Source organism: Sporosarcina sp. P12(2017), assembly GCF_002743035.1.
In the GTDB taxonomy this organism is placed as follows: Bacteria; Bacillota; Bacilli; order Bacillales_A; family Planococcaceae; genus Sporosarcina; species Sporosarcina ureae.
Window position 1 is genome coordinate 113,981 of the sequence record NZ_PDYL01000008.1, and the last position, 23,633, is coordinate 137,613.

The following is a 23,633-nucleotide window of genomic DNA, read 5'->3' on the forward strand; positions in this document are numbered from 1 at the left end:
AAAAGAATTTATTCGAATACATCTTAAGATTTTCTTCATACTTATCCTCAGTCTTTGTTAAGAGTGGGGTGGTAGAATGAAGTTATTAGTGAGACGGGGTGACGTACATGGCAGAGTTTACAGTGCTTGTGGCGGATGACGATAAGGAAATTCGCGAGGGAATTGAGATTTATTTGAAAAATGAAGGATATCGTGTACTGAAAGCGAAAGATGGTCAAGAAGCGCTAGAGTTACTTGCGTTGAATGAAATCCATTTATTAATTTTAGATATTATGATGCCGAATATGGATGGGATCACGGCAACATTCAAGATACGGGAAGTGCAAAATATCCCGATTATTATGTTGAGTGCGAAAGTGGAAGACTCGGATAAAATCCACGGCTTGTCAGTTGGGGCAGACGACTATGTCACGAAGCCATTCCATCCGCTTGAGTTGATGGCTCGTGTGAAGTCGCAACTTCGCCGGTACGTTCAGTTAGGGACATATGAAGGGCAAAAAATTATTGAAGTAAACGGCCTTGTATTAAATGAAGAAGAGAAGGAACTGACGGTGGAAGGGACGCCCGTTCGGCTGACTCCGATTGAATTTAAAATAACGGAACTACTGATGAAACATCCAGGACGCGTATTCTCAATTAATGAAATATATGAACGCGTGTGGAATGAACAAGCATATAACGCAGAAAATATCGTAGCGGTGCATATTCGAAAAATCCGTGAGAAAATCGAAGCGGATCCGAAAAATCCGCGATATGTGAAGGTGGTGTGGGGCGTTGGCTATAAAATCGAAAAATAGAAACGGCTTGGTTGGTTCACTCATTGCCATTGCATTAGCCCTTGGAAGTCTAATGTACTGCGCTTCCTTTACGGTTGATCTCTTCCTAGACGGCTGGGAACGATTAAACTTGGCAACTCATTACTTTGGTCGAATTATTAGAGGAGGAACCGTGTGATGAACAAAAATATAAAATTGGCCATCTGGTCCGCACTCGTGACACTTGTATTGATCGCGTTGCCGTCCATCATTCATTATGCACCACAGCTTGTTGGCAAATCGTTTACCGACCAAGAAGATTTTACCTATAGAATGGAACAAGCATATGATAATCTTTCGGCTACCGTACTTAATCCAATTGACCTGAAAAAAGCGGAGAAAGAATTAGTGGTTTCACAGGATGAAATTGAAGAATATCGACAGCGATACGGTACGCTTTCTGAACAGCTTGATAATATCCAGCAACAATATGCAGAACGAATTGCGGATGCGAAAAGCGAGGAAAATGAAACTTTACTATTGGCTTTGGTTAAAGAGCGGAATACGAAACTAGAAGATATTCAAAAGAATTTTGAAAGCGATAGCTATGTGGAAGACAAAATTCATTCGGAAAAGGCAAAAGCTTTAGCGCGTCAGATTAAGGAGACAGAAAATAATCGCCAAACGAATATTCCGATTGCCTATGATCTCGTGAATGTTGAAACGGGTGAACGATTTACTCGGGGCGATGTCGAGGTAACGGCGCTCTTCCATCAAGACTTTACTGATGCAACAGGATATTTCAAGGCGAACTCGGCTGTGTATGACAATGGGTACTCTGACTATTCAATGGAACAAGGATCGATGTTCACAGATGACGATGTGGAAGGCATTAGCAACCCTCCCCAATATTTTGAAGGAACAATTATTATTCCCTCGGACGCTACGGTATCAGGGGCAATGGCCAAGGAAAATGATCAATTCATCCGTGGGAAGTATATGGTATATGGATTGTGGGTTCTCGGTGTGCTTGCGCTCGTGGCGTTGTTTACAGTGATGAAGTTTCAGAAGGAATGGATACTCCAGTCGAGATTGGCTACTACGTATTCACGATGGAAACTAGATGTGAAAGTAGTTCTTTTACTACTGACTGCTTTTATACTGACACTTTACATCGAATCGGCGATCTTCAACCTTTTCAATCAGTTTAGATATGTAAGCTTGGGGACGATTAGTAATATGGCCGTCAGTTTCTTGCTGATAGGTGTATTGTTTACCGCGCTGTTGGCGTTTCAGGCTGTTCATTTATTTAGGTTATACCGTGAACCAGAACGACTAATGAAGGATTGGCGTGACAGTTATACGGTACAATTTGCACACGATAGTAGAGACACATTCAGCAATCGTACGGTTGGTGTACAGTTGTCGCTGTTACTCATCATCTTTTTCCTTGCCGGTTTAGGCTTGGTGGGTGTATTCATGCAACCGGTGCTCATAGTAGTGTACGCTTTCTGTGTATTATTTGTCGCGCTACCCGCATTATTCATTTTCGTGAAAAAAACCGCCTATTTGAATCGGATATTGGCTGCAACCAACGATATGGCGGCGGGGCATCTGACGCAGGCAATACCGGTCAAAGGTAAATCGCAGCTTGCGAAACATGCAGCGAATTTGAATAATCTTCGCGAAGGTGTTCGCGTGTCGATCAATGAACAAGCGAAAAGTGAACGGTTGAAAACAGAGTTGATCACGAATGTCAGCCATGACTTACGGACTCCGCTTACCTCCATTATAACGTATACGGATTTATTGAAAGATGAGACGTTAACTGCGGAGGAGCGTGCGAAATATGTTGGCATTTTAGATCAGAAATCACAGCGCTTGAAAACGCTCATTGAAGATTTGTTCGAAGTTTCAAAAATGGCAAGCGGCAATTTAGAAATGGTGAAGCAGCGTGTGGATTTGAATCAGTTGATCCAACAAGCGTTGGCAGAACATGCGGAACAATTTACTGAGCAAGACTTGCATATTCGAACTACTTTACCTGAAGAACCGGTCTTTGCGATGGTAGATGGACAAAAATGGTGGAGAGTACTCGATAACCTGCTCATCAATATCTTGAAGTATTCATTGCCGGGTACGAGAGTATACGTCAATCTTCAGCAAGTGGGATCGACTGCACGTATCGTGTTGAAAAATGTGGCGAGATACGAACTTGGCGATACTACGGATGAGTTATTTGAACGCTTTAAGCGCGGCGATGCATCCAGACAGACGGAAGGTTCCGGTTTAGGATTGGCTATTGCTCAATCTATTGTCGAGCTGCATGGCGGCCGGATGGAAGTGGAAGTCGATGGAGATTTATTCAAAGTGACGATTGATGTCGTAAGTGGGTAAATTAGCACGGAGTAAGATGGGTTAAAATTCCTGTCTTATTCTTTTTTTGATTTTTAAAAGGAATTAGTTTAGTTTATGGCGAATATGGGTATGTATAGAGAGTGCGGTCTATAAATTATGGATTGCATGAAAGGGAGGAATGGTTATATGACAATCGTTGACGGAAAGTATCCAAACAAAAAAGATCTAACTCCAAAAGTGGAAGAGATTAATGAGGAACAGTGTGTGGTCGAAGGTGTAGTAGTACCAGATGAACTACCTCTTGCCGATCCAGCAGATTCTGATTCAAGTGTAGCATTTAGAGAAAATGCACAGGATGAAACGGGAGAACATAAACCCTCCGCTTACAGTCAAAATAAATCACCAAGCCAAAATTATCATGATCTAACACCCGGTGAAAAGTTCCCGTATGGAGATCAGGAAGAATATAATCGTAAATACAACCACGAAGCGCATGACCAGTGGAATGAGCATAAGAATATCAAAAAGAACGAAGAAGATAAATCGTAAAGTCAGCCTGCCTAAGTGCAAGGCTGTTTTTAGATTAGAAGAAAGGATGGAATGAATGGGTGCATTGCAACAATTCTCCTTGGCAAGAGGGTATACATTGGGCCTCATTAAACGAGTAGATGAACAGGTGTGGGATGCTCAATCTGAAGGCTTTTCTAATACCATACGATGGAACGTAGGACATTTTTATTCATTGACTGAAGATCTTCTTAACCGCGCAATGAATGACTACCCAGTCGACAAGCTGGAATGGGCAGAATTCTTTGCGCCAGGAACGAGCCCATCTACTTGGCCAAGCACTCCTCCAGCGAAAGAGGAGTTATTCGCTGCGATGAAAGACCAAGGCAAGCGAATTTCGCAACTGACCGAACAACAGTTGGTGCATCAATTGAGTACACCCATTTCCATTGGAAAGTTCATTACGATGGAGACTGCGGAAGAAGTTCTACAGTTTCTGACATGGCATGAAGGTATGCATGCCGGTTTGATTGATGGTCTACTTAAGGCAAATAAATAAATTCGAATATAGCTGTTCAGGAGATCATAATGGATTTCTTGAGCAGCTTTTTTGTATTGGAATAGGGATTTATTCAGTTGGTAAGTAAGGAGTGGGATAGGGCGGTTCCGGATAGTTGTTTTTACTCGTTGAAGTTCTGTCGGATTACGTTTCTGTTAAGCGTGCGTAATAAGTGGCGTTGGGTTGTGGTTCTTGCGCGTGCTTTTTCTGTTTCCTTTTTGATCAGGAGGTAGTTGTTTAGCTGGCGGTGTAAGTGGAGAGTTCATTGTCCCCACTCCGGCGCTGGTGGATGGCTTTCGCGAGGAGCCACAGACAGGAAGTTCGCCTGTCTTTGTCTCATCGCTACGCCCACAGCAGGCGCCTTCGTTGCATCGGGTGTAGGGCAGTTCGTATACTTCTTTTTCAAAAATAAAAGATCAATATCACTAAGTCACTGATTTTATTCTTGTTAGAACCACAATCAATATTAAAGCTACTCAGTAGCGCAGGCACAACTGCGGGGTAGGCCGTGGCCATGAGACAACTGGCGGCACTTTGCCAGCTGGCTCCTGGCTGTAGGCAATCCCCCACGTGCCTGCGCGGGTCCAGAAAGCGAACACTCACTAACTTCAATGCCTAACAGCCAGTCGAGCAACGCCCCAACAAAGAGCGACAAAGACCCGCAGCCGCCTAGTCTTTCGGTCAACCGCGTTTAAAGGTTGGGTACTGTACGCAACTAATTATTTTGCTTTCCTACTTAGAACCACAACCAAAATAACTACCACTTAGTAGCGCAGGCACAACTGCGGGGTAGGCCGTGGCCATGAGACAACTGGCAGCACTTTGCCAGCTGGCTCATGGCTGTAGGCAATCCCCCACGTGCCTGCGCGGATCCAGAAAGCGAACACTTACTAACTTTAATGTCCAACAGCCAGTCGAGCAACGCCCCAACAAAGAGTGACAAAGACCCGCAGCCGCCTAGTCTTTCCGCCAACCGCGTTTATAGGTTGGGAACCGTACGCAACTAATCATTTTGCTTTCCTACTTAAAACCACAACCTAAATAATTTCCACTTAGTAGCGCAGGCACAACTGCGGGGTAGGCCGTGGCCAGGAGACAACTGGCAGCACTTTGCCAGCTGGCTCCTGGCTGTAGGCAATCCCCCACGTGCCTGTGCGGGTCCAGAAAACGAACACTCACTAACTTCAATACACAATAACCAGTCGAGCAACGCCCCAACAAAGAGTGACAAAGATCCACAACTGCATAATCGTTCTGCCAAAACAGTCCCTAGTCACGATACCTACTCACACTCAGCCTTAAGTCTGAGTAAGAAATCCGCTATGGGACCGTCGGAGAAAGCCGGAATTCATTATAAACTAAGGTTACAAATGAAGGGAGGACATCAACATGAAAAAACTTGGACTACTATTACTAGGAATTGTGGCAGGTTTAACCCTAGCGTTAAACGTAGGCCCCATCATCGCATTAGCAGTTACAGGTGCAATCGCGCTTGTCAGCTACCACTACTGGAGAAAGAGCCACTCGATGTTCGCGAAAGTATTTTGGATGACGATATTGATCATCAGCGTAATCGGCTCGATTTCAAACATCGGTGCATTCATCGGGATCATCGCTTTGATTGGAGTCTATTATGTATATCGCAAATGGAAAGACCGCAATGTAAACCCGAACGTTATATCCAATGACCCGTTCACAAATTTCGAACGCCAGTGGAATGAACTTACAAAATAAAAGGAGAGATGCAGTATGAACGCATTTTGGCATAAATTGAAATATACAGTACAAGAAGACTTGAATAGTTTGATGGATAAACCACGAAAGAAAGAAAATCCGCTCGAGTTATTGAATCAATATTTCCTAGATGCACAAAAGCAAACAGCGGAAATTGGTAAGTTGCTTGAACGTCAGGGTAGACTGAAAGAAGAATTGGAAAACGAATGTCAGGATGCGGATTTGATGGCGGTGAAACGTCGTCGTCAGCTAGAACTCGCTGAAGCAACAGGAGATGCAGAGTTGATCGCATTTGCGCAAGAAGAAGTAGAAGCTTATGAAGGACGAGTTGCCCGTTTGTCTGCGAGCATCCAAGACGCTACGCAAGAATTGCTGTCATTGGAACGAAAGTTTGAAGAGATGAAGCATCGCGTGAAGGATATGCGTGTTCGTCAGTTGCAATTGATGGGCAAAGAGAACGTGACGCGTGCGCAGGAAAAGATGAATCGATTCGTTAAGCCGGATCAATCGTTTTCAACACTTGACGACTTGCATTCGTACATCGAAAATCTTGGTGGTGGAACGAGAACGTCACAATCGCACTCGTCAATGGAGCAGCGTTTAGATTCATTAGAGAAATCTAACGCAAAATCTCAAGATATTGTGTAAACTATAAGAGGAAGCATCGCGCTTCCTCTATCGAGAAGGGAGAGAATGGAATGGCTAAGAGGGACTCTACTAAAGTTTCGGTATATTTACTTGCTCTTTTGGCAATTGCTTTCGTCGAATCCATGTTGTTTTCAAACGGTAATTTCATCTTCCTCCTTCTCGGTTGGGGATTTCTCGATTATGGTTATCGAAAACGCGGAAAATGGACAGCAATCACAGGTATCGTCTTCATAGTGATCGCGCTTTTGACGTTATGGAGTGTACGTCTGCTGATTTTAGCAATTGTATTATATATTATAATGAAATTATGGAAAGGCACGCCGGCCAGTGAAGTATTTGGTGATTTGCAAAAGCCTCGGGTTAGACGGTCGCAAGGTATGTGGAGGAACCGCTTATTCTCGGTCCAATCCACGCCATTTGCGACGTATGAGTGGGAAGATATGCATATGCAAGGGTTCTTTGGTGATGTGCATGTCGATGTGACGGATACAGTATTGCCTAAAGGCGCTTCATTTATTTCAATTCGGCAAATCTTTGGCAAAGTGCGTATTGAACTGCCTTATGATATTCCGGTGCGAATTCATTATGCCACGCTGTATGGTGAAGCGAATATTTTAGGCGAGGCCTCACAGCAATTATTTAATGAAACGATACAAGAACATGATGGCTATGAAACGAAGCGGTCGAATGATCCCGAGTTGATTATATCGGTGTTTACTTGGATTGGCGATGTGGAGGTGCGTAGAAAATGAAGGCAATCATTGGTCGCACCATTTTCTTAACGTTGACGTTTAGTACGATCGTCGCGGTCTTTTCCTATTTGTTCTTTGCTTTATCCATCGCTGAATATCAGAGGTTGCTACTCGATACAGAAGCTGCAGATATGCCGTTGCTTGTCTGGTTGTTTACAACGATTTTCATCATCAGCTTAGGACTTGCAAGCTGGATCAGTCTGAACAGCAGGACGAGAGAGAACATCATTATTGGGAAACTACAAGATTTGTATGCTAAACAGGAATTTACGAGCTCGAATAAAATGAAAAAACAAACGAATCGTTCCATTGAACAGCTATATGAAGTACTCGAAGCACAGCGTAATAGTTTGCGTAAGATTACGGATGAGCGAGTCGAGACACAAGATAAAATTATTCAGGAACGTATTGTTCAAGAACGCCAAAGATTGGCGAGAGAACTACATGACTCTGTGTCCCAACAATTGTTTGCGGCGTCCATGCTGTTGTCGGCACTTGCGGAACAAGCGGAAGAAGGTCCGATCCGCAAGCCATTACAGCAAGTGGAACGAATGGTTCAGCAGGCGCAGTTAGAAATGCGGGCGTTGCTTCTTCATTTACGTCCGGCTGCACTGCATAACCAAACGCTTGCAAAAGGTCTTGAAGAGTTATTGAGTGAATTACAGGAAAAAGTGACGTTCGATATTACACATCGTTTAGAAGATATTGTGCTTTCTAAAGGTGCGGAAGATCACTTATTCCGAATTGCGCAAGAAACATTATCAAATACACTTCGCCATGCGCAGGCGACGGAAGTAGAAATTTTATTGATTGAACGTGATGGATTGGCTATTTTACGCGTGCAAGATAATGGTGTAGGGTTTAAGCAAGATGACGGCAAAGGCGGATCATACGGTTTGCAAAATGTGAAGGAACGTGCGATTGAGATAGGCGGCAGTTGTAAGATTGTCTCGGTGCCATCTCAAGGAACGATCGTGGAAGTAAAATTACCGATTTTGAAAGGGGAGCTGACGGATGATTCGAGTGCTGTTGGTAGATGATCATGAAATGGTGCGCATTGGCGTATCGACGTATTTACAGATGCAGCCAGATATCGAAGTGATTGCGGAGGCAGAAAATGGTCAGATCGGTGTCGTAAAAGCACTGGATTTACGTCCGGATATTATTTTGATGGACATGGTCATGCCAGTTATGAACGGCGCTGAGGCGACGGCTGCGATTATCGACAAATGGCCGGAAGCGAAAGTCATTATCGTCACCAGCTTCCTCGACGATGATAAATTATATCCCGCACTTGAAGCAGGGGCTGTCAGCTATATTTTGAAGACGTCCAATGCGAAGCGTGTGGCGGATGCAATTAGGGAAACGATGCAGGGGCAAACTGTGCTCGAGCCGGAAGTGACGTCTAAAATGATGACAAAAATGCGCGGTGGTCAAACACATGCCTTGCATGAAGATTTAACCGATCGTGAGCTAGAAGTATTATTATTATTGGCTAAAGGTAAATCCAATCAGGAAATAGCGGATGAACTATTCATTGCGTTAAAGACTGTTAAGACTCACGTCAGCAATCTATTATCGAAATTGGAAGTTCAAGACCGCACACAGGCGGTTATTTATGCGTTTCAAAATAAATTAACGAATTACTAGTCTACAAGTGAAAGCTACGACATATTAGTAGATAGACGATAAAACTGTGGATAAAAAGTATTTATAATGAAAATAGTCTGAAATTACTAACTTCCCCACAATCTATCCACGCACTATGTGCATAACTATTCAGTTATATGCAGAAATAAAAAAAGTATGCACATGTGGATAAAAATATTCTGTCTGAAACTTATCCACTGCTTGTTACGTCATGGTAAACTGGATAACAGAAAATAGAATAGCAGAAGGGAAGCCTTCGCGGAAAGAGAGTCATATGGAATTATTTGATTTAATTAAAGCGTTGATTTTAGGATTCGTAGAAGGAATGACGGAATTCGCGCCCGTTTCTTCGACAGGTCATTTGATTATTGTCGACGATATGTGGTTGAAGACGGAAGAATTCCTTGGGAAATATCCCGCGATTACATTTAAGATAGTGATTCAGCTCGGTTCAATCTTAGCTGTAGTCGTTGTATTTTGGAAACGGCTATTTAGTTTAGTCGGTTTGTATAAAGTGGATAGCGGAGTGAAGATGAGTGAACGCTTTAATTTGCTACACGTCATCGTAGGTATGTTGCCTGCTGTAATTTTCGGTTTTGCGTTCAAGGATTTGATCGATGATTATTTATTCGGTGTGGAAACGGTTATTTATGCGCTAGTTGCTGGTGCATTGCTGATGATTGCTGCGGATAAGTTTGGGCCGAAAAAACCGCGGGTACAGACGTTGGATCAGATTACATATAAACAAGCATTTACAGTTGGACTGGTTCAGTGTTTGTCGTTGTGGCCAGGGTTTTCTCGTTCGGGCGCGACGATTTCCGGAGGTGTATTGTTCGGCATGAATCACCGGACGGCTGCTGATTTCACGTTCATCATGGCGGTTCCGATTATGATGGGCGCGAGCCTGGTGTCGGTGATGAAGAACTGGGAGTATATGTCGATGGATGACATAGGGTTTTACGTGGTTGGTTTCTTGAGTGCGTTTGTGTTCGCGCTGATTTCGATTCGTTTCTTCCTGAAGTTGATTTCAAAGGTCAAGTTAATGCCATTTGCGATTTATCGTATTGTGCTGGCAGCGATCTTGGCAGTGATCGTGTTTTTATAAGAAGTTAGGAGACCTTTGCGGTATTTGCAGAGGTCTTTTTTGTGCTGAGAGGCTGTTGGGGTGGGGGGGTGGCGCTACGGAGGGGACGCTTTCCTGAGGGCTCGCGGTGAGCCAACCAGGTTGCGAGCTCCCTATTGGTTGTCTCACCTGTCGAGCTGATCCTCTGGGAGTCGCCCCTCCTCCGCGCCAATCGCTTGCAATCTGAGTGGATGACACTTTCTGTTGTGCATTGTATGAGGGATTGTAATCTAGTTTTTATTAGCTTTTGACCCAACTTTGACTTAACTAGGTTCAAGGTTTTTTATTCAATCACATACTATTGATAGTAAGGGATATGCGTCTTTCACTCTATAGTTAGGATTGCAACGGAAGATAGGGGCGACTCGATGGATCAGCGCGGGCCTTGAGACCCCGCATTGATGCCTTAATTTCTGCAAAGTACACAGAAATACGGCAAAGCTAACCCTTCGCTGTTCGCTTGGCTCAAGGTCGCGCCCATGGGAAAGCGTCCCCTATCTGGAGTTGCAATCCCTTCATACTCAACAGTTTACTATTCCAGCTTTAAAGCACTGCATACGTCTTTCCTACTTCTGCAATTTCCGCCAAACCACTAAACGTTTTCTTTGCTTCATTTAATATTTCACTAATATCACCATGATGTGGCAGGTGGGTGAGGATGAGTTGCCCCACTTCTGCTTGCTCTGCCAGTGCGCCTGCTTGACTGCCGGCTAGGTGACCTGGTGATTTACCGAGGTGTTCTTCGTATAGATTGGCCTCGCAGAATACGATGTCTGCGTGTTGCGAGAACGTCACAAGCTTGTCGGACCATTCCGTGTCGGCTGTGAAAACCGCGGACTGACCTTCTACTGTGAACTTCATTGCGAGGCAGTAGACGGGATGGACGGTTGGACAGAATGTGACGGTAAATGGACCGATTTCTACAGATTGATTTTCTTGAATTTCGATACCGCGTGTTTGTTCTTTATACGTCAGCTTCTCAAACTGTTCTTTGTCTCGTGCGTGACTATAAATTGGCAAGACGGGTGACGGTTGTCCGAGATAATACTGGATCAAACGGCTGTACTGTAGGCTGCCGATGTCCGCGATGTGATCCGCGTGATAGTGGCTGATGACAACTGCATCGAGCTGGTTGAGTGCGATGTGATTTTGGAGGGATGATAGTACGCCGCTGCCGCAGTCGAACAGGCAATGGAATCCTTCGTGTTCGATGAGAAATGAAGAGGTGGCGCTGTTGGCTTTCGGATAGCCGCCCCAGATGCCTAAAGGGATGATGTTCATGTGCATGCCTCCTGTTTGGTTATTGTGGTACTTTCATTGTAAATGAAGGATGGGTAAATGTCGTAAAAATAAGTAGTTTTTCAAGATGCCGACTCTAAGCGCCACCTTTCACTTTTGTGTCATCCAGTTCCAGCGGCTAGGATCTCGGGTCATAAGTCGTGCTGGTCGTGAGGCAAAAAGCGCCTCAAGTCCAGCCCGTCTTATGCCTGTCGATCCTAACGAGCCGCTTTCACTTTTGTGTCATCCAGTTACAGGTGGCAGAGTCTCGGGTTATAAGTCAAAGCTGCTGTGCGGCAAAAAACGCCGCTTCGCATCTTCGTCTTATGCCTGCCGACTCTAAGCGCCACCTTTCACTTTTGGTTCATCCATGCGATAATGGAGAAAATACACTTTGAGGATGACGATATGAGTAAATTAGTTGAAATACAGTTAAATGCACAGGGCACGGTGGCTTTGAAGAAGGGGTATCCTTTGATTTTAAAGGATGCTGTGATGACAAGTGAGATTCAGGCGAAGGAAGGTAGTTTGATTCGTTTGACGGATCGGTACCATAAATATTTGGCTACGGGTTATTATGGAATTCAAAATAAAGGTATCGGCTGGGTGCTGACTTCGAATGAAAGAGAAGAGATTGACTTTGATTTCTTCGATCAGAAAATGGCGACGGCTTTTGAGCGTCGTGAGGCGTATGCTAATGATCCGGATACGACGGCTTACCGTTTGTTTAATGGGGAAGGCGATGGAATCGGTGGTTTGACGATCGATTATTTCGATGGCTACTATATGGTTAGTTGGTACAGTGAAGGTATTTATGCGTTCCGTCACCATGTCTATAATGTTTTGGATAAGCGTGGGGATTATAAAGCGGTCTATGAGAAGAAGCGTTTTGATTCGAAGGGGCAGTATGTCGAGCAGGATGATTTTGTTAAAGGAACGCCTGGAGACTTCCCAATCATTGTTAAGGAAAATGGCATGAGCTTTGCGATTGATTTGAATGATGGCGCGATGACTGGGATTTTCCTTGATCAGCGTGATGTACGCGAGACAATTCGAGACAACTACTCGGATGGTCGCGAAGTGTTGAATACGTTCTCTTATACAGGGGCGTTTTCGGTTGCGGCTGCTCTAGGTGGTGCGGTGAAGACGACGAGTGTGGATTTGGCGAAGCGTAGTGTCGCAAAGACTATTGAGCAGTTCAGTGTCAATGGTATCGATTACGAGCAACAGGATATTAAAGTAATAGATGTCTTTGATTATTTCCGTTATGCGAAGCGTCATGACATGAAATTCGGACTAGTTGTACTGGACCCGCCGAGCTTTGCGCGTTCGAAGAAGTACACATTCAGTACAGCGAAGGATTATCCTATGCTGATGAAAGAAGCGATTGCGGTTACGGAGAAGAACGGTATTATTGTAGCTTCTACGAATAACGCGAGCTTTAGTATGAAGAAGTTCAAAGGCTTTATTGAGCAAGCATTTAAAGAGACAGATATACGTTATAAAGTACTGGAAGAATCCTCATTACCAAGAGATTTCCGTACGCCACGCGACTATCCAGAATTTAATTATTTAAAAGTAGTTATCGTGCAAAAGTTACGTTAATTCGTCACGAAAACGTGGGGTGACAATGTCAATATTTCCTAGTACGATGGATTCAATGAAGTCGTGAAACGGGAGGAAGGCATATGAAACAACTACTTGCGCTGTTGGCTGTGATGTCCATCTTAGTACTAACTGGCTGTTCCAACGTATATAGTCACGAAGACGGCTACCGCATGGCAATCATCAATCAAGGGTTCCCTGTTCCGAAAGAAGCGTATGAAGTGAAAGCTGAGGATTGCGTAGGAGAGATTTCTAAATCGGCGAAGTATAAGTTGAAGGGAATTGGTGACTCCGAAGGCAATCCGCCAGATCATTATTTGCGTACGATTGAGGAATGGGGCTGGACGGAAATGATGGAAGACCGCAGAGGATCCATTCATTTCTATGAGAAACAAGGTAAGATCATGTCGCTTAATATGAAAGAGAACGTCTTTGATGTATTTGAAATGACGAGTGCAACGGAATCATAAGTAAGGTGGCGAGGGTATGGAGACGAAAAAACCGAAGCTGGACATAGAGAAACCTGTTGTTGCGAAAGCGTTCGATGTGTTGGTTATCGCTTTATTTGCTGCCGCTCTCGTCTATTTAGTGCTGCAGTGGGATCAATTGCCGGACCGTATTCCTGCGCATTTTGGTGCGGGTGGGGAAGTGGACCGTTATGGTTCAAGAATGGAATTACTGCTGTTGCCAATCATAGGTGTGGTCATGTGGGTAGGGATGTGGATGCTGGAGAAGTATCCGCATGCGTATAATTACTTGAATTTACGTCCTGATAACGTAGAAATTCAATACCGCTATGGTGTGCTATTTATGAACGTCACTAAAAACATTTCGACACTATTATTTGTCTTTTTAATATGGCAGACGACCAATATCGCTTTGTCTCGAATCGATTCATTAAACATGCCCATCTTCATCACGATACTCGTACTACTATTCGGTTCGATGGGTGTCTATTTTTATAAAGTAATGAAATTGTAGTGTATTTCCAAGATTCTGCCAATAAATGAATCTAATAATCACCTCTTATCGTATACTCATGATAAGAGGTGATTTTTTGTGAAATGGAAACTGTTACTTGTCGCTTTACTAGCTTTCCTTGTTCTGCCGACGACAGCTGGAGCTGTAGATTTCAGCATTTCGGATGTGAAAATCAACGCGCAGTTGGAACCGGATGGCACTGTTCAGGTTAAGGAGCAGCATATGTATGATTTTGACAGTGAATTTAACGGGATCATTCGAGAAATTCAACCGAAAAGAGGGGCTTCAATTAAAGACTTTACTGCCTTTGAAAAGGGTAAAGAGTTAGAAATCGAGAAGCGTGATACTGAATATCGTGTACACCGCAAAGGAGACAGTGAAGTCATGATCTTCGATTTGCAGTACACCATTAGGAACGGAATGGAAAAATATAATGATGGCGCGCAGTTTTACTGGCCATTTTTTGACCGTCGTAATGAAACCGATTATGGCAATATGACGATTGCAATAATGCCTCCTAGCCGAGCGTCTGATGTGATGTTCATCGGCTATGATAGTGCAGAAAATACAGGGAAAGTACAAGCGGATGGAACGGTCGTATTTTCATTAGGAGAAGTCCGTGCAGGTGATAATGGAGATATTCGTGTAGTTTATGAATCGTCTTTATTTCCAGAAATGATTGCAGTAGATAGTGACATCCGTCCGACGTTGAAAAAGGATCAAGAAATGGCAGCTATGTTACGTCAGGAGTTCATACAGAATCAAAAGATGATCGGCACTGTGGGTAGTGTGAGTGCAGTGGCGGGTATTCTTGGAGTCGGTTTTATTGGATTCATTGCGAATACTAGGAGGAAAAGATACGTTAAGGAAGCGCACTATCAGATGGAATCGAATGGTTTCTACGTTCCTTTGAATGATATAAGCTTACCTGCATTACTTCTTTTCAAGAATGGAGTAGCTTCCGTCGAGCTGATGTCCGCGGCGCTTCTTGATCTCGTCCGTAAAGGGAATGTGAAACAACTATCTGATGAGCAGTTTGAGTTGGTCGATGCGAATGTCCGATTAGAACACGAGAAGCAACTGATTCAGTTGTTATTTTTCCAAATCGGCCATGATCAAAAGTTTACATTGAGCGAGTTGAAAAGTTACACAAAAGAAAAGAAGAATTATGAAGCATTTGATAAAAAGTTTGTCATGTGGAAAGATCTTTTAAAAGCAGAATTGAATGAATATGATCTGAAGGTCAAGACTACGAAAGAACGTGTAATCTTAAGTCTAATCGGTGTGCTTGGGATCGGATTCGCCATCTCCTTTATCAATTATGAATTGTATGTACAGCTAGTCATAGTCGGTATTTTGACGTTGGTTGCATTTGGATTCGCCTTGTTTTACAGTCCGTATAATTATGAAGGGACTTTGCTCAAGCTCGAGTGGGATCGAGTAGGTCAATGGATGAAGGAACTAGATACGAAGAAATGGGAAGGACTATCGCTTGATGATCGATTCCGTGTGTTGATTTACGGAGTAGGTGTGAAGCATCCTGAACTGGATTCGTATTATAAGGATTTCGTCAGTGCCCAGAAGCTGCTTAATCAAAATCGTACGCGTAACGAAGATAGATATCGACAGGATACAGGAGACGCGCAGTATGAAAACTCTTATTACGGAGGCGCGGTCTATAATCCGGTATTCCTCGCAGGTTCTTTCAACCAAGCGTCGTCCAATGTATCAAACAACGCTCCAAGCAGTGATAGTAGCAGTGGAGGCGGAGGAACCGGTGGTGGAGGCGGTGGATCGGGTGCATTTTAAGGGAAGTATAAGGAGTGAACAGAGTGAGTAAAACAATAGTTTGGTTCCGAAACGATTTGCGTTTGCATGATCATCCAGCATTGGTGGAGGCGGCGGCACATGGTGAAGTGTTGCCCGTTTTCATTTTGCCAGAAACGCGGTATGCAGCTTCCGATTGGTGGTTACATCACAGCTTGCTGGAAATAATCGAGCGTTTTGCGGAGCAGCAGACCCAGTTCGTGGTCAGGCAAGGACAACCTGTTGAACAGTTGATGAAGTTGATAGATGAAAGCGGGGCTGATCAGCTTGTTTTCAATGAATTGTACGATCCGGAAAGCCGTGCAGCAGAACGTGAAGTAGCAGAGGCTTGTGAGAAAAGGCGTGTTCAAGTGCGTTCATTCCAAGGGACACTACTCGTTGCGCCTGATGCGATTTTTAATAAAACGAATCAGCCATATAAAGTATTTACGCCGTTTTGGAAGCGACTGCGCCAAGAGCCGATCGCGACACCGCTTGCGGCGCCTGAACTCGTGCCGTCTACTGCTACACTACAGTCCTTGTCGTCAGATCAATGGGGCCTATTATCGGATAAACCTTGGTATGACAAGCTTGCGATTCATTGGCGACCTGGAGAAAAAGCCGCAATAGAATGCTGGGAAACGTTCCGAGATAGTGGATTCTACGATTATTTAGTGGAACGGGACCTTCCTGCGAAAGCTAGTGTTTCACGAATGTCGCCTTACTTGGCTTGGGGAAATGTCAGCGTACGTTCGCTATGGCATGGCGCGGTAGCAGCAGCGGAGGACGTCGGTGATCAGCAAGTGGAAGCTTTTATTCGGCAATTGGCGTGGCGGGATTTCGATAAGTACCAGCTACTGTACTTTCCGGAGATGTTGACGAAACCTGTGCGACCCGAGTTTGAAAAGTTTCCGTGGCAACCAGCAGATGGTCAGTTGGAGGCATGGAAAACAGGGCATACCGGCTATCCGTTAGTCGATGCGGGAATGCGGGAATTATGGGAAACCGGCTATATGCATAACCGTGTGCGGATGGTCGTAGCTTCTTTTTTGATCAAGCATTTATTGATCAATTGGCGGGAGGGCATGGCGTGGTTTGAAGAGACGTTGGTGGACTTGGATTTAGCGAACAACGCGATGGGATGGCAATGGGTGGCGGGCAGTGGCTTTGATACCTCGCCATATTTTAGAGTGTTTAATCCGATTCTTCAGGCGGAGAAATTTGATGGAGAAGCGCAGTATATAAAAAAGTGGCTACCCGAGTTAACGGATATGCCAGTAAAGTATGTATTTCAACCGGCAAAAGCACCGAATGATGTGTTGGAATCAGCAGGAGTTACGATTGGAACAACTTATCCCGCTCCGATTGTTGACCACCAAGCTGCCCGTGCACGTGCATTGGCAGCGTATGATACATGTAAAAACTCTTAAATCTCGTCAATCGATTCAAGTAGATGAATATGTTGTAGATGTAGCCGATCCGCCCAAATGAACGCTCCATATCCGCCCAGATAAAATTCGGTACTAGGATGTTGGCCCGCAAACTCGTCCAACTCCTGTATCATCTGCGGATCTTTCTCAAACGGAAACGTAGTGGATGCCGACAGCAACACTTTGACAGGCTGGATTTTTTCTACAAGAGACTGGATAGCGCCAGGAGCTGGTGTAGATCCAATCATCGCTGTACGCCAACCTTTGAGCATTAGTTGCAGTAAAATAATATGCACCGGAATTTCATGTGATTCATGTGGGAGGCAAGCGCCTAGCAATATGGGTGAGTCTTCCCGATAGTGAAAGTTGCGACGTAGCTGAACGAGTTGATCCCGTACAACCAAACTCGACAAGGCTTCTTGATATTCATCCCATTCACCACTTGCCCAGTGATCGCCTACTTGCTGTAAGAATGGAATAACGATTTGCTGCAGATAGTGTTCAAGTCCTAATCGATGATAGGCCGCTTGTAAGGAGAAGTTTAATTCTAGCTCATCACAATTTTTACCGTGACGCAATAAGTCGCTCAGTGTATCTTCTAAATAGGGATTTTCAGGATTCGATGGAATAGTGGAGTTCTTCTGGGATTTTGCCATTTCAGCCGCTTGTGATAGCGCAAAACCATCTTCTGCATAGCGCTTCATTAGCAAAAATAACCGAATGTCCTCATCATGATAGATTCGATAGCCATTATCGAGACGCTGTGGAATCACGATGTTATAGCGCTCTTCCCACTTCCTCAAGACTTGCCTCGACAAGCCTGTTTGATCTGCAACCTGTTTAATTGTATACGTGGGGGTTTCAGACGACGGCTTCAAAGCAATCAACCTTTCTGTGTACTAGAATTAGCGATCAATCATCGCTCTGTTCTCCATGTCTAACATTATACATAGATTTGACGAGACAAGTCAAACCTGTTATTTTTACATTCTAGGAAGGAGTCAAAATGAAAACTACATATATTGTACAAGGTACGTGGATCGGTATCATAACGGGTATTTTTCTCGCTGTTTTTTTAAAAGCGGTGCAGTCGATTACAGGGCACAAAGTATATACGTTGTTGTTGAATGTAGATTACATACCTATTATAAAAGAGTATGCATTACCAGAAGTAATTGAAGTGTTTTTTCATCTGATTGTTTCGGTGGTGCTTTGTATCATACTGGCAATGTTGTACGATAAAAGTAGTGGTTTCATCCGCAACCATGCGATTCTATTCCCCTTTTTAGTGAATGTCGCCATCGGTTTAGTACTGTATCCGACGACTTCGTTTTCTGACAGAACACCAAATGTCACGAACATGGTTTCCTTGTTCTGGTGGATTGCTGGACACGCTGTATATGGTTTCTTCGTAGGGTTTTTGATCAGTAGGAAATCAAAAAGTAAAAAGTAGGTCTATGCAGTCAATTATTCTAGTATTTATAGTTAGAACTATGTATAATCAACTCATATAAACATTATACAAAGTGTAAACAACTAAGAAAATAGCAGTTTGTTCGTGTCGGTAGAATAAAACGGAAGATCAGACTATGAATTATATTGATTCATGGCATATCGAAAGAAGTAGCTATAAATATCCGATTAAAAGGAGTGAGAATGAATGTTTTTAGCCTGGAGCGAAATCAAGAAGAATAAATTACGATTTTTACTCATTACATCGATTTTGCTATTGGTGTCGTTCCTCGTGTTTTTCCTATCCGGACTGGCAAATGGATTAGCCAGCATGAACAGGGAAGCGATTGACACATGGAAAGTCGATGCGGTTTTACTGACAGAGGAATCGGATAAGAGCTTATACGAATCTGCACTCAACAAGGAAGTAGCCGATGAACTGGATGCGAAAGAAACGGCTGTTGTCAGCCAAATGGGTGCCATTGCGAACAATGGTGATACCAAGCAAAATGTTATGCTCTTCGGTATTGATAGGGAAGAGTTCATTAAGCCAGAAGTTAGTGAAGGAGACCCAACGTTTTACGTTCAAAACGGCGTCGTGGCATCCGACGTGTTGAAAGATGAAGGCTTTAAGATCGGAGATACGCTCGAGTTGTCATCATCTGATACGGAACTGACGATTGTCGGCTTCACGGAAAAAGCGCGTTTTAATGCATCGCCTATTCTCTACATGAAGTTAAATGATATGCAGAAAATTAAATTCGGTGACGCCTATACAATGAATAAAGACGTAGTCAATGCGGTTGTCGTCAAAGATAAAAACTGGGATACACTATCCTTGCCCGACAATACGGAAATCATTGAAACAGAAACGTTTATCGAGAATCTGCCGGGCTATACAGAACAGAACTTGACATTGACCTATATGATTTACTTCCTATTTGTCATTTCAGCTGCAATCGTTGCGATTTTCTTGTACGTATTGACAGTACAGAAAATCAGCATGTTCGGTTTGATGAAAGCGCAGGGGATTTCCAGTGCTTATTTGGCAAGATCGGTTGTCGCACAGACATTCATTCTTGCGCTAATCGGGGTTGTCCTCGCCTTTGGTCTAACGTTACTTGCGGGAAGCTTCCTGCCGAATGCAGTTCCTATCATGTTCGATATACCTACCATGATGATTTATGGTTTGATTTTAATAGTAGTGGCGATTCTCGGAGCTGTCATTTCGGTTTGGACGATTATCCGAATTGATCCGCTCGAAGCGATAGGGGGGTAAGACGATGGTACTGGAATTACGAAACGCGAAAAAGACGTTCGGTGAAGGCAATACGCTCGTTGAAGCGATGAAGGAGACCAATTTCTTAGTCGAACGTGGCGAATTGGTCGCAGTCATCGGTCCATCGGGTTCAGGTAAAAGTACGTTCCTGACGGTGGCTGGCGGTCTGCAATCTCCAAGCGAAGGGCAAGTCATCATTAATGGCAAAGAGTTATCGCAGTTGAATGAAAAGCAACGTTCTAAAGTCCGATTACAGGAAATTGGTTTTATCTTGCAAGCTTCCAACCTCGTGCCGTTTTTAACTGTCGATGAGCAGCTGGAATTGCTGAATAAAGTGAAAAAAGATAATATGTCGAAAGACGAGCAACGTAAGCTTTGCGAGGATTTAGGTATTACTAAGTTACACAAGAATTATCCTTCCGATTTATCGGGCGGCGAGCGGCAGCGTGTGGCGATTGCCAAAGCGTTATTCAGTAAGCCATCCATTCTTTTAGCAGATGAGCCTACCGCTTCACTCGATTCTGATCGAGCGTTTGAAGTGATGGAGTTGTTGCGTAATGAAACGAAGTCTAATCAGACGGCGACCATTGTTGTGACACATGATGTACGGTTGATTAAGTACGTGGATAAAGTGTACAAAATGACGGATGGTGTGTTGAAGCTGGAGAGTACGGCTGAGAAGGATTTGGGTTTGACTGAGTGAGTGGGATGTAGAATAAGTAATGAAATAAACGCTTCAGACGGCCGTTTTATGGCTTTCTGAAGCGTTTTTTTATTGGTGGGATTGTGGGGGCGCGCTCTATGTTCGATGTGGAGCGCTCTATGCGATGTGTTAACTGCTCTATATAGCGGGTTAACCGCTCATAAAACTGTGGGAGCGCTCAATATAACCGGCTATCCGCTCTATGTGATGTGTTAACCGCTCAATCCAGAGTTTATTCTTGGAGCCGCTCATAAAATCGTAGGAGCGCTCAATGCTGCGGGCTACCTGCTCAATGCGACACGCTAACCGCTCAATCCAGTGAGTTAAGTGCTCATAAAATCGCACGAGCGCTCAATGCCGCCAGCTACCCGCTCTATCAGACACGTTATCCGCTCATGAAACTATGCATGACTGCTCTATTCTCCAACCATCACCCGAGCAAACCAGCCACAATCTTCCGAGCAGCCGTGATATCCTTGGTTCCATGCACCAACATCCGGCCATCGCGGAATAACACGAGGCGATGGTCGTTATATTCACAGGAAACCAAATAAGGGTTTTGTTTTAAATTAGAAACGATATCGCGGATGGATTCGGCAAATGGTATTAGTTCTACTTGTCGGTTTTTCGGCCATGTCAGTTGCACGGTGTCGCGTCCGCACAGTACAGCGGTCCGCATGACTTCATTAGCAGACAGATAAGGATAGACTGGGGTGTCTGAGCAACTTGGACAACCGGGTTTCTTCATGCTTTGCACGTTCATTGCGGCGCGTTCGCCTGTCCATAGATCAACGGATTCGAGGCGGGGTTCCATCGTCGCGCCCGTTATACACTTCAGCAGTTCGGCGGTTTGACGAGCGGCAGTTGTGACAACGATTGGCGAGATGACGCCGACTGTATCGCAAGTCAAAGACTGTGGCGGCAAAGCTTCGAGCAGACAATGCAGGCAGGGCGATCCTTCTTTTACACCGATAGGAAACGTCAGCCCGTAGCTACCGACGCAAGCACCCATGAAGAATGGTATGCCGAGTTGTAATGCAGCGTCGTTTGCTAGTAACCGAGTTTCTATATTATCTGTGCCGTCGAGAATGAACTGATGTCCTTCGAATAACTCGAGGACGTTTTCAGGCGTTACATCCGCCACAATCCCGCGAACTTTCACATCGCTATTGATAGCACGTAATCGACTTTCCGCTGCGATCGCTTTCGGCAATTGATTGATCACATCTTGCTCTGTATATAATTGTTGTCTATGAAGATTAGTCCACTCCAAAATATCGCGATCGACAATCGTCAGTTCGCCGACACCTGCACGCACCAGCATCTCCGCTCCGGAAGAGCCGAGTGCACCAGCTCCTAGGACGAAAACTTTTGCTTCGCGGATACGTTGTTGCCCAACTAGTCCGATAGGTGCAAACAACTCTTGCCGAGAATATTTACTGCTCAATTTGTCACGAGCCCTTCAGTCGGACTGCTAGCTACGCCATAATCGCGTACTGGCATACGTCCTGCCTTATAGCCGAGACGACCCGCTTCAATCGCCAACTTCATTGCCTCTGCCATCATGACAGGATTTGCGGCTTCCGATACTGCGGTATTCAGTAAAACGCCGTCTGCTCCGAGTTCCATCGCAAAAGCCGCGTCTTTTGGCGAGCCGACGCCTGCGTCAATGATGACAGGTACATTGGATTGCTCAATAATAAAGGATAAATTCAGTGGGTTCAGAATGCCTCTGCCCGAACCGATCGGCGCAGCACCCGGCATGATAGCGTGAACACCTAATTCACATAGTTTTCTTGCAAGCACTACGTCGTCTGACGTATAGGGTAATACAATGAAGCCTTCCTCTAACAGCATTTCAGACGCGCGTAATGTTTCCACGGGATCGGGGAGCAATGAACGGCTACACCCGATGATTTCCACCTTTACCATGTCGCAAAGTCCGGATGCTTTTGCGAGACGTGCGATATGTACAGCTTCTTCTGCTGTGCTCGCTCCTGCCGTATTCGGTAGCAATGTATAGCGCGTTAAATCTAGTTGTTCGAGGAAATTGGGCTGTGACTTCTCAAAAATATCCATGCGTCGTACCGCGAACGTCAGGATCTCTGCTTCTGATACCGCAACTGCTTGCTTTTGTATTTTAAATGAAGGATATTTCCCCGTACCTAGTAATAACCGTGAAGAGAATTTTTTATCTGCTATTTTTAACATTTTCATCCGCCTCCTACAAAATGTATGATTTCAATTTGGTCTCGGTCCATAATTGGTGCGTCATAGTAATCTTTCTGCAAAATTTCTTTGTTTTTCTCCACAATCAAAATACGATCGCCAAGTCCTAAATGCTCAAGTAACTGCTGAATCGTCCCTACTTCCGGAACGACCGAATACGATTTTCCGTTCAAATCAATCATTTTCTCCATCAGACGACACTCCATTTCTATAACTTTGTAAGACTTTTAGTGAACGCATAGGGGATAATACGGCAGCACCTGCTACATTGTTTCGCTGTAAATTGGGCAAGTGACGCGGCTGAATTCCACCGATCGCATACACGGGAATCGAACTACACTCTGCAATAGAAAACAATTCTTCCGTGCCGCGCGCTGGCAATCCGGGCTTCGATTTCGTCGCGAAAATATGCCCGTACAAAAGCCAGTCTGCTCCTTCTTTCACAGCTTCCTTTGCTTCTGCCAACGAATGAATCGAGCAACCGAATGCCAGCTCAGGAAATTCTTGATGTGCATCTGGTAAAGACATGCCATAACCGGTCAGCTGTACTTTTGATAAGTTCAGCCTGCTAGCTAGGTGAGGTCTGGCATGTAGAATGAGCTTGTTGAGTGGAAATCCAGCACTTGCAAGGCGCGTGACTATATTTATAAGCTGTTCATCTGTCTTGGACTTTTCCCGCAAAATGATGGCGTCAAGAAACGGTGCAGTCTGCTGCAAGTGTAGCGTAAGTTCATCAATTGAAAGACGGTCGTCGGTCACGCCAAGTAATTCCATTCATTCCCCT

25 protein-coding genes are annotated in these 23,633 nt (G+C 44.4%); 19 read left to right on the top strand and 6 right to left on the bottom strand.

Annotated elements, in window-relative coordinates; genetic code table 11:
* Positions 1–107: 107 nt before the first annotated feature.
* The 11 genes from CSV80_RS08320 to CSV80_RS08370 all read left to right on the top strand — a co-directional run bounded on the left by CSV80_RS08320 (position 108) and on the right by CSV80_RS08370 (position 10,068).
* A complete protein-coding gene (locus CSV80_RS08320; RefSeq protein WP_099670443.1) occupies positions 108–797 on the top strand; it encodes a response regulator transcription factor in 690 nt (229 codons plus the stop codon).
* The gene (locus CSV80_RS08325; protein WP_029053940.1) at positions 775–954 is read left to right on the top strand and encodes a hypothetical protein; all 180 of its coding nucleotides are present in this window, start codon (positions 775–777) and stop codon (positions 952–954) included. The genes CSV80_RS08320 and CSV80_RS08325 overlap by 23 nt, the downstream gene beginning before the upstream one ends.
* Positions 954–3,152, top strand: coding sequence for a sensor histidine kinase (locus CSV80_RS08330; protein ID WP_099670444.1), 2,199 nt, complete (start codon positions 954–956; stop codon positions 3,150–3,152). The genes CSV80_RS08325 and CSV80_RS08330 overlap by 1 nt, the downstream gene beginning before the upstream one ends.
* 147 nt (positions 3,153–3,299) lie before the next feature.
* Positions 3,300–3,662, top strand: a complete 363-nt coding sequence (locus CSV80_RS08335) for a hypothetical protein (RefSeq protein WP_099670445.1) — start codon at positions 3,300–3,302, stop codon at positions 3,660–3,662.
* 55 nt (positions 3,663–3,717) lie between these two features.
* Positions 3,718–4,179, top strand: coding sequence for a DinB family protein (locus CSV80_RS08340; RefSeq protein ID WP_099670446.1), 462 nt, complete (start codon positions 3,718–3,720; stop codon positions 4,177–4,179).
* A 1,389-nt stretch (positions 4,180–5,568) separates the two neighbouring features.
* Positions 5,569–5,913: a lmo0954 family membrane protein gene (locus CSV80_RS08345; protein WP_099670447.1), complete on the top strand. Its 345-nt coding sequence runs from the start codon at positions 5,569–5,571 to the stop codon at positions 5,911–5,913.
* A gap of 15 nt (positions 5,914–5,928) precedes the next feature.
* Positions 5,929–6,561 (top strand): PspA/IM30 family protein, encoded by a 633-nt coding sequence (locus tag CSV80_RS08350; protein WP_029053935.1) that lies wholly within the window; start codon positions 5,929–5,931, stop codon positions 6,559–6,561.
* 50 nt (positions 6,562–6,611) lie between these two features.
* A complete protein-coding gene (gene liaF / locus CSV80_RS08355) occupies positions 6,612–7,313 on the top strand; it encodes a cell wall-active antibiotics response protein LiaF (protein ID WP_099670448.1) in 702 nt (233 codons plus the stop codon).
* Positions 7,310–8,353 carry a sensor histidine kinase gene (locus CSV80_RS08360; protein WP_099670449.1) on the top strand — a complete coding sequence of 348 codons (1,044 nt, stop codon included), beginning with the start codon at positions 7,310–7,312 and terminating at the stop codon, positions 8,351–8,353. Before liaF ends, CSV80_RS08360 begins: the two co-directional genes overlap by 4 nt.
* Complete coding sequence (locus tag CSV80_RS08365) at positions 8,328–8,963, top strand: response regulator (RefSeq protein WP_099670450.1); 636 nt, start codon at positions 8,328–8,330, stop codon at positions 8,961–8,963. The genes CSV80_RS08360 and CSV80_RS08365 overlap by 26 nt, the downstream gene beginning before the upstream one ends.
* Positions 8,964–9,237: 274 nt before the next feature.
* Complete coding sequence (locus CSV80_RS08370) at positions 9,238–10,068, top strand: undecaprenyl-diphosphate phosphatase (protein WP_029053931.1); 831 nt, start codon at positions 9,238–9,240, stop codon at positions 10,066–10,068.
* 561 nt (positions 10,069–10,629) lie between these two features.
* On the opposite strand, the gene CSV80_RS08375 is transcribed toward CSV80_RS08370, so the two are convergent.
* The gene (locus tag CSV80_RS08375) at positions 10,630–11,367 is read right to left on the bottom strand and encodes an MBL fold metallo-hydrolase (RefSeq protein ID WP_099670451.1); all 738 of its coding nucleotides are present in this window, start codon (positions 11,365–11,367) and stop codon (positions 10,630–10,632) included.
* A gap of 405 nt (positions 11,368–11,772) precedes the next feature.
* Between CSV80_RS08375 and CSV80_RS08380 the strand changes: the two genes are divergently transcribed.
* The 5 genes from CSV80_RS08380 to CSV80_RS08400 all read left to right on the top strand — a co-directional run bounded on the left by CSV80_RS08380 (position 11,773) and on the right by CSV80_RS08400 (position 17,186).
* A complete protein-coding gene (locus CSV80_RS08380; RefSeq protein ID WP_099670452.1) occupies positions 11,773–12,969 on the top strand; it encodes a class I SAM-dependent rRNA methyltransferase in 1,197 nt (398 codons plus the stop codon).
* Positions 12,970–13,052: 83 nt separating this feature from the next.
* Entirely contained in the window at positions 13,053–13,439 is a 387-nt protein-coding gene (locus CSV80_RS08385) for a hypothetical protein (RefSeq protein ID WP_099670453.1), read from the top strand.
* A 16-nt stretch (positions 13,440–13,455) separates the two neighbouring features.
* Positions 13,456–13,950 (top strand): DUF1648 domain-containing protein, encoded by a 495-nt coding sequence (locus CSV80_RS08390; RefSeq protein ID WP_099670454.1) that lies wholly within the window; start codon positions 13,456–13,458, stop codon positions 13,948–13,950.
* A gap of 78 nt (positions 13,951–14,028) precedes the next feature.
* Entirely contained in the window at positions 14,029–15,759 is a 1,731-nt protein-coding gene (locus CSV80_RS08395) for a DUF2207 domain-containing protein (protein ID WP_099670455.1), read from the top strand.
* A 23-nt stretch (positions 15,760–15,782) separates the two neighbouring features.
* A complete protein-coding gene (locus CSV80_RS08400) occupies positions 15,783–17,186 on the top strand; it encodes a cryptochrome/photolyase family protein (protein ID WP_158231874.1) in 1,404 nt (467 codons plus the stop codon).
* Here CSV80_RS08400 and CSV80_RS08405 read toward each other — a convergent pair.
* Positions 17,183–18,073 carry a MerR family transcriptional regulator gene (locus CSV80_RS08405; protein ID WP_099670457.1) on the bottom strand — a complete coding sequence of 297 codons (891 nt, stop codon included), beginning with the start codon at positions 18,071–18,073 and terminating at the stop codon, positions 17,183–17,185. The genes CSV80_RS08400 and CSV80_RS08405 overlap by 4 nt on opposite strands.
* A 119-nt stretch (positions 18,074–18,192) precedes the next feature.
* Between CSV80_RS08405 and CSV80_RS08410 the strand changes: the two genes are divergently transcribed.
* The 3 genes from CSV80_RS08410 (at position 18,193) to CSV80_RS08420 (ending at position 20,620) form a co-directional block, all read left to right on the top strand.
* Positions 18,193–18,639, top strand: a complete 447-nt coding sequence (locus CSV80_RS08410; RefSeq protein WP_099670458.1) for a hypothetical protein — start codon at positions 18,193–18,195, stop codon at positions 18,637–18,639.
* A gap of 207 nt (positions 18,640–18,846) precedes the next feature.
* A complete protein-coding gene (locus CSV80_RS08415; RefSeq protein WP_099670459.1) occupies positions 18,847–19,917 on the top strand; it encodes an ABC transporter permease in 1,071 nt (356 codons plus the stop codon).
* A gap of 4 nt (positions 19,918–19,921) precedes the next feature.
* A complete protein-coding gene (locus tag CSV80_RS08420; RefSeq protein WP_099670460.1) occupies positions 19,922–20,620 on the top strand; it encodes an ABC transporter ATP-binding protein in 699 nt (232 codons plus the stop codon).
* A 430-nt stretch (positions 20,621–21,050) separates the two neighbouring features.
* Here the strand turns inward: CSV80_RS08420 and CSV80_RS08425 are convergent, their stop codons facing one another.
* Genes CSV80_RS08425 through CSV80_RS08440 form a run of 4 tightly spaced genes read right to left on the bottom strand, consistent with a single transcriptional unit; the run spans position 21,051 to position 23,623 of the window.
* Positions 21,051–22,067 (bottom strand): ThiF family adenylyltransferase, encoded by a 1,017-nt coding sequence (locus CSV80_RS08425; RefSeq protein ID WP_029053920.1) that lies wholly within the window; start codon positions 22,065–22,067, stop codon positions 21,051–21,053.
* Positions 22,064–22,837, bottom strand: a complete 774-nt coding sequence (locus tag CSV80_RS08430) for a thiazole synthase (protein ID WP_099670461.1) — start codon at positions 22,835–22,837, stop codon at positions 22,064–22,066. Before CSV80_RS08430 ends, CSV80_RS08425 begins: the two co-directional genes overlap by 4 nt.
* Positions 22,834–23,040 (bottom strand): sulfur carrier protein ThiS, encoded by a 207-nt coding sequence (thiS, locus tag CSV80_RS08435; RefSeq protein ID WP_081657899.1) that lies wholly within the window; start codon positions 23,038–23,040, stop codon positions 22,834–22,836. Before thiS ends, CSV80_RS08430 begins: the two co-directional genes overlap by 4 nt.
* Positions 23,024–23,623 (bottom strand): thiamine phosphate synthase, encoded by a 600-nt coding sequence (locus CSV80_RS08440; protein ID WP_099670462.1) that lies wholly within the window; start codon positions 23,621–23,623, stop codon positions 23,024–23,026. Before CSV80_RS08440 ends, thiS begins: the two co-directional genes overlap by 17 nt.
* Positions 23,624–23,633: the final 10 nt, after the last annotated feature.

Bases quoted from the DNA above. Each gene is read 5' to 3' on its own strand.
- CSV80_RS08345 (WP_099670447.1), top strand. From the start codon at position 5,569: ATGAAAAAACTTGGACTACTATTACTAGGAATTGTGGCAGGTTTAACC.
- liaF (WP_099670448.1), top strand. From the start codon at position 6,612: ATGGCTAAGAGGGACTCTACTAAAGTTTCGGTATATTTACTTGCTCTT.
- CSV80_RS08440 (WP_099670462.1), bottom strand. From the start codon at position 23,623: ATGGAATTACTTGGCGTGACCGACGACCGTCTTTCAATTGATGAACTT.
- CSV80_RS08365 (WP_099670450.1), top strand. From the start codon at position 8,328: ATGATTCGAGTGCTGTTGGTAGATGATCATGAAATGGTGCGCATTGGC.
- CSV80_RS08335 (WP_099670445.1), top strand. From the start codon at position 3,300: ATGACAATCGTTGACGGAAAGTATCCAAACAAAAAAGATCTAACTCCA.
- CSV80_RS08420 (WP_099670460.1), top strand. From the start codon at position 19,922: ATGGTACTGGAATTACGAAACGCGAAAAAGACGTTCGGTGAAGGCAAT.
- thiS (WP_081657899.1), bottom strand. From the start codon at position 23,040: ATGGAGAAAATGATTGATTTGAACGGAAAATCGTATTCGGTCGTTCCG.
- CSV80_RS08390 (WP_099670454.1), top strand. From the start codon at position 13,456: ATGGAGACGAAAAAACCGAAGCTGGACATAGAGAAACCTGTTGTTGCG.
- CSV80_RS08370 (WP_029053931.1), top strand. From the start codon at position 9,238: ATGGAATTATTTGATTTAATTAAAGCGTTGATTTTAGGATTCGTAGAA.
- CSV80_RS08415 (WP_099670459.1), top strand. From the start codon at position 18,847: ATGTTTTTAGCCTGGAGCGAAATCAAGAAGAATAAATTACGATTTTTA.
- CSV80_RS08410 (WP_099670458.1), top strand. From the start codon at position 18,193: ATGAAAACTACATATATTGTACAAGGTACGTGGATCGGTATCATAACG.
- CSV80_RS08385 (WP_099670453.1), top strand. From the start codon at position 13,053: ATGAAACAACTACTTGCGCTGTTGGCTGTGATGTCCATCTTAGTACTA.
- CSV80_RS08430 (WP_099670461.1), bottom strand. From the start codon at position 22,837: ATGAAAATGTTAAAAATAGCAGATAAAAAATTCTCTTCACGGTTATTA.
- CSV80_RS08320 (WP_099670443.1), top strand. From the start codon at position 108: ATGGCAGAGTTTACAGTGCTTGTGGCGGATGACGATAAGGAAATTCGC.
- CSV80_RS08330 (WP_099670444.1), top strand. From the start codon at position 954: ATGAACAAAAATATAAAATTGGCCATCTGGTCCGCACTCGTGACACTT.
- CSV80_RS08380 (WP_099670452.1), top strand. From the start codon at position 11,773: ATGAGTAAATTAGTTGAAATACAGTTAAATGCACAGGGCACGGTGGCT.
- CSV80_RS08340 (WP_099670446.1), top strand. From the start codon at position 3,718: ATGGGTGCATTGCAACAATTCTCCTTGGCAAGAGGGTATACATTGGGC.
- CSV80_RS08375 (WP_099670451.1), bottom strand. From the start codon at position 11,367: ATGAACATCATCCCTTTAGGCATCTGGGGCGGCTATCCGAAAGCCAAC.
- CSV80_RS08360 (WP_099670449.1), top strand. From the start codon at position 7,310: ATGAAGGCAATCATTGGTCGCACCATTTTCTTAACGTTGACGTTTAGT.
- CSV80_RS08350 (WP_029053935.1), top strand. From the start codon at position 5,929: ATGAACGCATTTTGGCATAAATTGAAATATACAGTACAAGAAGACTTG.